Raw genomic sequence first — 6613 nt, forward strand, 5'->3', positions numbered from 1 at the left:
CCCCCACCGGGACCGCCCGCGCCGGCTGGTGGCAGGACGCCGTGATCTACCAGGTCTATCCGCGCAGCTTCGCCGACGCCAACGGCGACGGGATGGGTGACCTCAACGGCGTCCGCGCCCACCTCCCCTACCTCCGTGACCTCGGCGTCGACGCCGTCTGGCTCTCCCCCTTCTACGCCTCCCCGCAGGCCGACGCCGGCTACGACGTCGCCGACTACCGCGCCATCGACCCCATGTTCGGCACCCTGCACGACGCCGACGCCCTGATCCGCGACGCCCATGACCTCGGGCTGCGCATCATCGTCGACCTCGTCCCCAACCACTCCTCCGACCAGCACGAGTGGTTCAAGCGGGCCCTGCGGGAGGGGCCGGGATCGCCGCTGCGGGCGCGCTACCACTTCCGCCCCGGCCGCGGCGACAGCGGCGAGCTGCCGCCCAACGACTGGGAGTCCATTTTCGGCGGGCCCGCCTGGACCCGTACCGAGGACGGCGAGTGGTATCTGCACCTGTTCGCCCCGGAGCAGCCCGACTTCAACTGGGAGCACCCCGCCGTCGCCGACGAGTTCCGCTCGATCCTGCGGTTCTGGCTCGACATGGGCGTCGACGGGTTCCGGGTGGACGTCGCCCACGGCCTGGTCAAGGCGGCCGGGCTGCCCGACATCGGCGGCAGCGAGCAGCTCAAGCTGCTCGGCAACGATGTCATGCCGTTCTTCGACCAGGACGGCGTCCACGAGATCTACCGCTCCTGGCGGCTGATCCTCGATGAGTACCCCGGCGAGCGCATAGCCGTCGCCGAGGCGTGGACGCCCACCGTCGAGCGCACCGCCCACTACGTACGCCCCGACGAGCTCCACCAGGCCTTCAACTTCCAGTACCTGGGCGCCCCGTGGGACGCCGCCGCGCTGCGGGACGTCATCGACGGCTCGCTCTCCGCGATGCGCCCCGTCGGCGCGCCCGCGACCTGGGTGCTCTCCAACCACGACGTCACCCGGCACGCCACCCGCTTCGCCAACCCGCCGGGCCTCGGCACCCAGTTGCGCACCCCGGGCGACCGTGAGCTGGGGCTGCGCCGGGCGCGGGCCGCGACGCTGCTGATGCTGGCGCTGCCCGGCTCCGCCTACCTCTACCAGGGTGAGGAGCTCGGCCTGCCGGACGTCACCGACCTGCCCGACGAGGTGCGCCAGGACCCGTCCTTCTTCCGCGCCGAGGGCCAGGACGGCTTCCGCGACGGCTGCCGGGTGCCCATCCCGTGGACCGAGGACGGTCCCAGCCACGGCTTCGGCAGCGGCGGCAGCTGGCTGCCGCAGCCCGCCGGTTGGGGCGCGCTCTCCGTCGAGGCCCAGACCGGCGACCCGGACTCCACCCTGGAGCTCTACCGCGCCGCCCTCGCCGCCCGCCGCGAACACCCCGGCCTCGGCAGGGGCGACACGGTCCGCTGGCTGGAGGCGCCCGAGGGGGTGCTCGCCTTCGCCCGCGAGGGGTTCGTCTGCACGGTCAACCTCACCGGGGAGCCGGTCCGGCTGCCCGCGCCCGCCGCCGGGAAGGTCCTGCTCTCCAGCGGCGGCGGCGAGGTCGCCGTGGAGGACGGGGAGTTCGTCCTCGGCTCCGACACCACCGTGTGGTGGGCGGTGTGACCGACGCCGGGCCGCGCCTCGCCGACATCGCCTGCCAGGCGGCCGTCAGCGAGGCCACCGTCAGCCGGGTGCTCAACGGGCGCCCGGGTGTCGCCGACGCCACCCGGCAGCGGGTGCTCGCGGCCCTGGACGTCCTCGGCTGGGAGCGGCCCGCCCGGCTGCGCCACCGCAGCGCCGGACTGGTCGGCCTGGTCACCCCGGAGCTCACCAACCCCATCTTCCCCGCGTTCGCCCAGGCCGTGGAGCAGGTGCTGGCCGGGCACGGGTACACCCCGGTGCTCTGCACCCAGCTGCCCGGCGGGGTGACCGAGGACGAGCTCGTCGAGCAGCTGGAGGAGCGCGGGGTCAACGGCATCGTGTTCCTGTCGGGGCTGCACGCCGACACCGCCGCCGACCCCGCCCGCTATCTGGCGCTCAGTGAGCGCGGAGTGCCGTTCGTCCTGGTCAACGGGTACAACGAACGTATCCCCGCCCCCTTCGTCTCGCCCGACGACCACGCGGCGATGACGATGGCGGTGGGCCATCTCGCCGACCTGGGACACACCCGGATCGGTCTGGCGGCAGGTCCCGCGCGGTATGTGCCCTCGCGGCGCAAGGCCGAGGGGTTCACGGCCGCGCTGGGGGAGCGGTTCGGACTGCGCGCCCAGGAGGCCGCCGCGTACATCGGGCACACCCTCTTCAGCGTCGAGGGCGGCCAGGTGGCGGCGGGCGCGCTGCTCGACCAGGGGTGTACGGGAGTGGTGTGCGCCAGCGACATGATGGCGCTCGGCGCGGTGCGCGCGGCACGCGAGCGCGGGCTCGCGGTGCCCGGTGAGGTGTCGGTGGTGGGCTTCGACGACTCACGGCTGATCGCGTTCACCGACCCGCCGCTGACCACGGTCCGCCAGCCGGTGCGGGCGATGGCGACGGCCGCGGTGGGGGCGCTGCTGGAGGAGATCAGGGGCAACCCCGTGCAGCAAACGGAGTTCGTGTTCCAGCCCGAGCTGGTGGTACGGGGGTCCACCGCGCGCGTACGGGACTGACCGAACGGGCGCGGTGTGTTCTCCGGACGTGCACAAGTGACGTCGATCTGATCAATCCTGGCCTCATTGCGACTGTTTCCGGTTGAACCAGTCTTCGGGGCGGGAGCGGGCGATCGTCTGGTCCAGACTGTGCCCGTGTTGGGGAATCTTCCAGCGGAGACCACGAGCTTCGTGGGCCGGTCGGCGGAACTGGCCACCCTGGACAAGCTGCTGCTCGATCACCGGCTCGTCACGGTCACCGGCCCGGGCGGCGTGGGCAAATCCCGGCTCGCCCTGCGCGCCGCCCGCCGGCGCCTGGCCTTCTGTCCCGACGGGGTGTGGTGGGTCGAGCTGTCCCCCCTGTGCGACGCCGAACTCCTCGACGCCACCGTCGCCGACCATCTGGGCGTCACCGACCAGACCACCCGCAGCGCCGCCGAGGCGCTCTGCGGCCGGCTCGCCGACAAACGGCTGCTCCTGGTCCTCGACACCTGCGAACACCTCGTCTCCGCCTGCGGCCACCTCATCGGCGAGCTGCTCCAGACCTCACCCGGGCTCACCGTCCTGGCCACCAGCCGGCAGCCCCTGGGACGCCCGGAGGAACGGGTCTTCCCGCTCGGCCCGCTGCCGCCCGCCGGCGCGGCCCTCACCCTCTTCAAGCAACGTGCCGTCGACGCCGTCCCGCACCTGTCGCTGAAGTCCTTCGAGACCCCCGCCCGCGCCGAGGCCGCCGCCGCCGTCTGCCGCAGACTCGACGGCATCCCGCTCGCCATCGAACTCGCCGGCGCCCGGCTGCGGCTGTGGAGCGTCGAGCAACTGGCCGAACGGCTCGACACGCGCTTCGAGGTCCTCACCGACACCCGCTCCGACCGGCTGCCCCGGCACCAGACCATGCGCACCACCATCGGCTGGAGCCACGAACTGTGCGCCCCGCTGGAACGGCTGCTGTGGGCCCGGCTCTCGGTGTTCGCCGGCGGCTTCGACCTGGCGGCGGCCCAGGACGTCGCCGCGGGCGGCCCGCTCGCCCCCGAAGCCGTCACGGCCGCGCTCGCGGGCCTGACCGCCAAGTCCGTCGTCCGGACCGGCCCGCACCACGGCCGGCCCGGCTACCGGATGCTCGACACCATCCGCGAGTACGGCCGCCAGTGGCTGGGCGAGCTCGGCGAGGAGACGGCCGTGGCCCGCCGGCACGCCGAGCGCTGCCGCCGGCTGGTCCGTACCGCGGAGGCCGAGTGGCTGGGCCCGGACCAGGTCGAGTGGTACGAGCGGCTCGACGCCGAACAGGCCGATCTGCGCGCGGCTCTCGAGTACCTGCTCGCCCACGACCCCGACGCCGCCCTCGACATGGCGTCCTCGCTGTGGTTCTTCTGGTTCTGCTGCGGCCATCTGCACGAGGGCCGCGGCTATCTGGAGCGCGCCCTCGCCCTCGGCCCCGGGCCCGGCCGCCGCCGCGACCGCGCCGAATGGGTGCTCGGCACCATCACCCTCCTCCAGGGCGACCTGGAGAGCGCGCTGCGCCACGGCCGGCGGTCCGTCGCGCGCGCCACGGACCCCGAGTGCCGGCTGCGGGCCGCCCATCTGCTCGCCGCCGCCGTCCTGATGCCCGGCGACGCGGCGGGCGCCCTCGACATCTGCACCCCCGCCATCGACGCGGCCGGGACCGACTTCTCGCCCGGCCTCGCCCTGTGCGCGCTCGTCCGCGTCTACGCCCTCGTCAACCTGGGCCGCCACCAGGAGGCCGCCGCCGAGTCCAGCCGGCTGCGCGACCGGTGCGCGAGCCGCGGGGAGCGCTGGATGCGGGCGTACGCCGACTACATGCTCGCCGTCACCGCGCTGGCGCTGGGCCGCGCCACCGAGGCCGCCGAGCACGCCCGCGCCATGCTGACCGGCAAACGGCTGCTCCACGACAGCTTCGGCATCGCCCTCGGCCTCGACGTGCTCGCCTGCGCGCTCGCCGCACGCGGCGACGGCGAGCGGGGCGCCCTGGTCCTCGGCACCGGACAGGAGTACTGGCGTACCGTCGGCAAGGCCCAGATGGGCGCGCCCCGGCTCACCGCCGTCCGCGAGGAGTGCGAGCGCCGGGCCAGGGCCGCGCTCGGCGACCAGGCGTACGACAGCGCCTTCCACCGGGGGGCGCGCGCCGGGCTCGACCAGGGGCTCAGCGATGCCCTCAAGGGCGATGTCGCCCAGGGCGGTTGAGGCGGGTCCGGTTCAGCCGAGCCGCTTCTCCATCAGGACGACGGCGTAGGCGCTGCCGCCCCCGCCCTCCTTGAAGGGCTGCTCGCCCGCGACCGCGTACCCGGCCCGCTCGTAGTAGGCGCGCAGCCCCGGGCTGGAGGCCTTGAAGTCCAGCCGGGACAGCGGGCGCCCGGCCGCCGCGATGCGCTGCTCGGCGTGGGCGAGCAGGGCCCGGCCGGTCCCGGCGGGGGCCAGCGCCCGGTCGGTCATCAGCCGGTGCACATAGCCCGCCTCCGGCGGCCGTACGCCCCAGGCGGGCTCGTCCCGCCACCACAGCTCGTACGCCCCGGCCGCCCGGCCGTCGCCGGTCAGCGCCAGCCAGACCTCGCCCTCGGCCATCCGCCGCCGGAAGTGGTCCGCATCCTTCTCGCCGGGCCGCCACTGGTCGATGCCGCTGCCCCGCATCCAGCGGGCGGCGCCGTCGTACAGGGCCACGAGCACGGGCAGATCCGCCTCGCGCGCGAGGCGGAAGGAGAGCGTCTCCGTCGATGTCGTCATGGTGATCAAAGTACGGCCCCGTGACTAGCGGGGTGCCAGCGCCATCAGCCGGGCCACCAGGTCCCCGAACGGGCCCTCCGGCGGCTCCTCCGCGAGCATGCGCAGGACCACCGCCGCCATCTCCTCGTCGTAGGCCGCGCTCACCGCCGCCAGCGCCGCGAAGTCGTGCACGAGCTGCAACTCCAGCTCGCCGCGCGGGATGCGGCGGCCGTCCAGCCAGATCAGGGCCGTCGACTCGGCGAGCGAGACCCAGGAGCGCACCACCAACTCCAGCCGCGCGGGCGGGTCCTGGACGCCGAGGTGGGCGAGGATCTGGAGGTAGGCGGCGTGCCGCACCTCGTCGATCATGGCGTTGGCGGTGGTCGAGTTGCCCGCCGAGGCCGCGGGTCCGCCCCGCATCAGCGCGGCGAAGCCCGGACCGTGGCCCTCGACGAAGTCGAAGAAGCGGCCCATCACCCGCAGCAGCCGGGCCCCCAACGGCCCCTCGTGCGGCTCCACGAACCGGCCCGCCAGCTCGTCGGCGGCCATCCGCAGCGCCGCCTCGTACAGGCTCTGCTTGCCGGGGAAGTAGTGGTAGACGAGCGGCCGGGATATCCCGGCCGCCGCCGCTATCTCGTCGATGGACACATCGTCGGGAGAGCGGTGGCTGAACAGCTCCAGCGCGACCCCGATCAGCTGCCGCCTGCGCTCTTCGACGCCCATCCTGCGCCGCACCCCGGTCGTCATGCGAACAGGGTACCTACAGGTCGAGCACGAGTTTCCGTCCCCGGCAGCGGGAGACGCAGATCAGCATGGAGTCCTCGCGCTCCGCGTCCGTGAGCAGCTCGTCCCGGTGGTCCACCACGCCCTCCAGGACCCGCTGTTGGCAGGTTCCGCAGAAGCCCTGCTCGCACGAGTACGGAAGGTCCGGCAGCTCGTCGCGGACCGTGGCGAGCACCGAGCGGCCCGCCGGGATCGTGAGGGTGCGGCCCGTGCGGCGCAGTTCGACCTCGAAGGTGCCGGGCCGCGCGGTGCTCGCGCCCGGCGTGAACCGCTCCAGATGGAGGGCGCGCCCCTCGGGCAGGGCCGCCGCCACCGCGTCCATCAGCGGCTCGGGGCCGCAGCAGTACACCGCCGCGCCCACGTCCGAACCGGCCAGGAACGCGGCCACATCGGGCAGTCCGGCCTCGTCCTCGGGCACCACGGTGACCCGCGCACCCCCCGCCCCCAGCTCCTCGATCTCGTCCAGGAACGGCATGGAGG

General features: G+C 74.1%; 6 protein-coding genes. 3 read left to right on the forward strand and 3 right to left on the reverse strand.

What is annotated here, in order from left to right; translation table 11 throughout:
• From ACJA3G_RS26570 to ACJA3G_RS26580, 3 genes are all read left to right on the forward strand, one after another.
• Positions 1-1634, forward strand: a 1634-nt coding sequence (locus tag ACJA3G_RS26570; RefSeq protein ID WP_406555575.1) for a glycoside hydrolase family 13 protein, incomplete at its 5' end; no start/stop codon positions are given.
• The gene (locus tag ACJA3G_RS26575; protein WP_406555576.1) at positions 1631-2656 is read left to right on the forward strand and encodes a LacI family DNA-binding transcriptional regulator; all 1026 of its coding nucleotides are present in this window, start codon (positions 1631-1633) and stop codon (positions 2654-2656) included. The genes ACJA3G_RS26570 and ACJA3G_RS26575, both read left to right, overlap by 4 nt.
• A gap of 135 nt (positions 2657-2791) precedes the next feature.
• Entirely contained in the window at positions 2792-4834 is a 2043-nt protein-coding gene (locus ACJA3G_RS26580) for an ATP-binding protein (RefSeq protein WP_406555577.1), read from the forward strand.
• A 12-nt stretch (positions 4835-4846) separates the two neighbouring features.
• On the opposite strand, the gene ACJA3G_RS26585 is transcribed toward ACJA3G_RS26580, so the two are convergent.
• From ACJA3G_RS26585 to ACJA3G_RS26595, 3 genes are all read right to left on the reverse strand, one after another.
• Positions 4847-5371 carry a GNAT family N-acetyltransferase gene (locus ACJA3G_RS26585; protein ID WP_406555578.1) on the reverse strand — a complete coding sequence of 175 codons (525 nt, stop codon included), beginning with the start codon at positions 5369-5371 and terminating at the stop codon, positions 4847-4849.
• Between the two features lie 24 nt (positions 5372-5395).
• Complete coding sequence (locus tag ACJA3G_RS26590; RefSeq protein ID WP_406555579.1) at positions 5396-6097, reverse strand: TetR/AcrR family transcriptional regulator; 702 nt, start codon at positions 6095-6097, stop codon at positions 5396-5398.
• Positions 6098-6110: 13 nt separating this feature from the next.
• A partial coding sequence (locus ACJA3G_RS26595; RefSeq protein WP_406555580.1) for a flavin reductase family protein occupies positions 6111-6613 on the reverse strand: 503 nt, incomplete at its 5' end.

The organism is Streptomyces sp. YS-3 (assembly GCF_045257485.1).
Taxonomy (GTDB): Bacteria; Actinomycetota; Actinomycetes; order Streptomycetales; family Streptomycetaceae; genus Streptomyces.

Bases quoted from the DNA above. Each gene is read 5' to 3' on its own strand.
- ACJA3G_RS26585 (WP_406555578.1), bottom strand. From the start codon at position 5,371: ATGACGACATCGACGGAGACGCTCTCCTTCCGCCTCGCGCGCGAGGCG.
- ACJA3G_RS26590 (WP_406555579.1), bottom strand. From the start codon at position 6,097: ATGACGACCGGGGTGCGGCGCAGGATGGGCGTCGAAGAGCGCAGGCGG.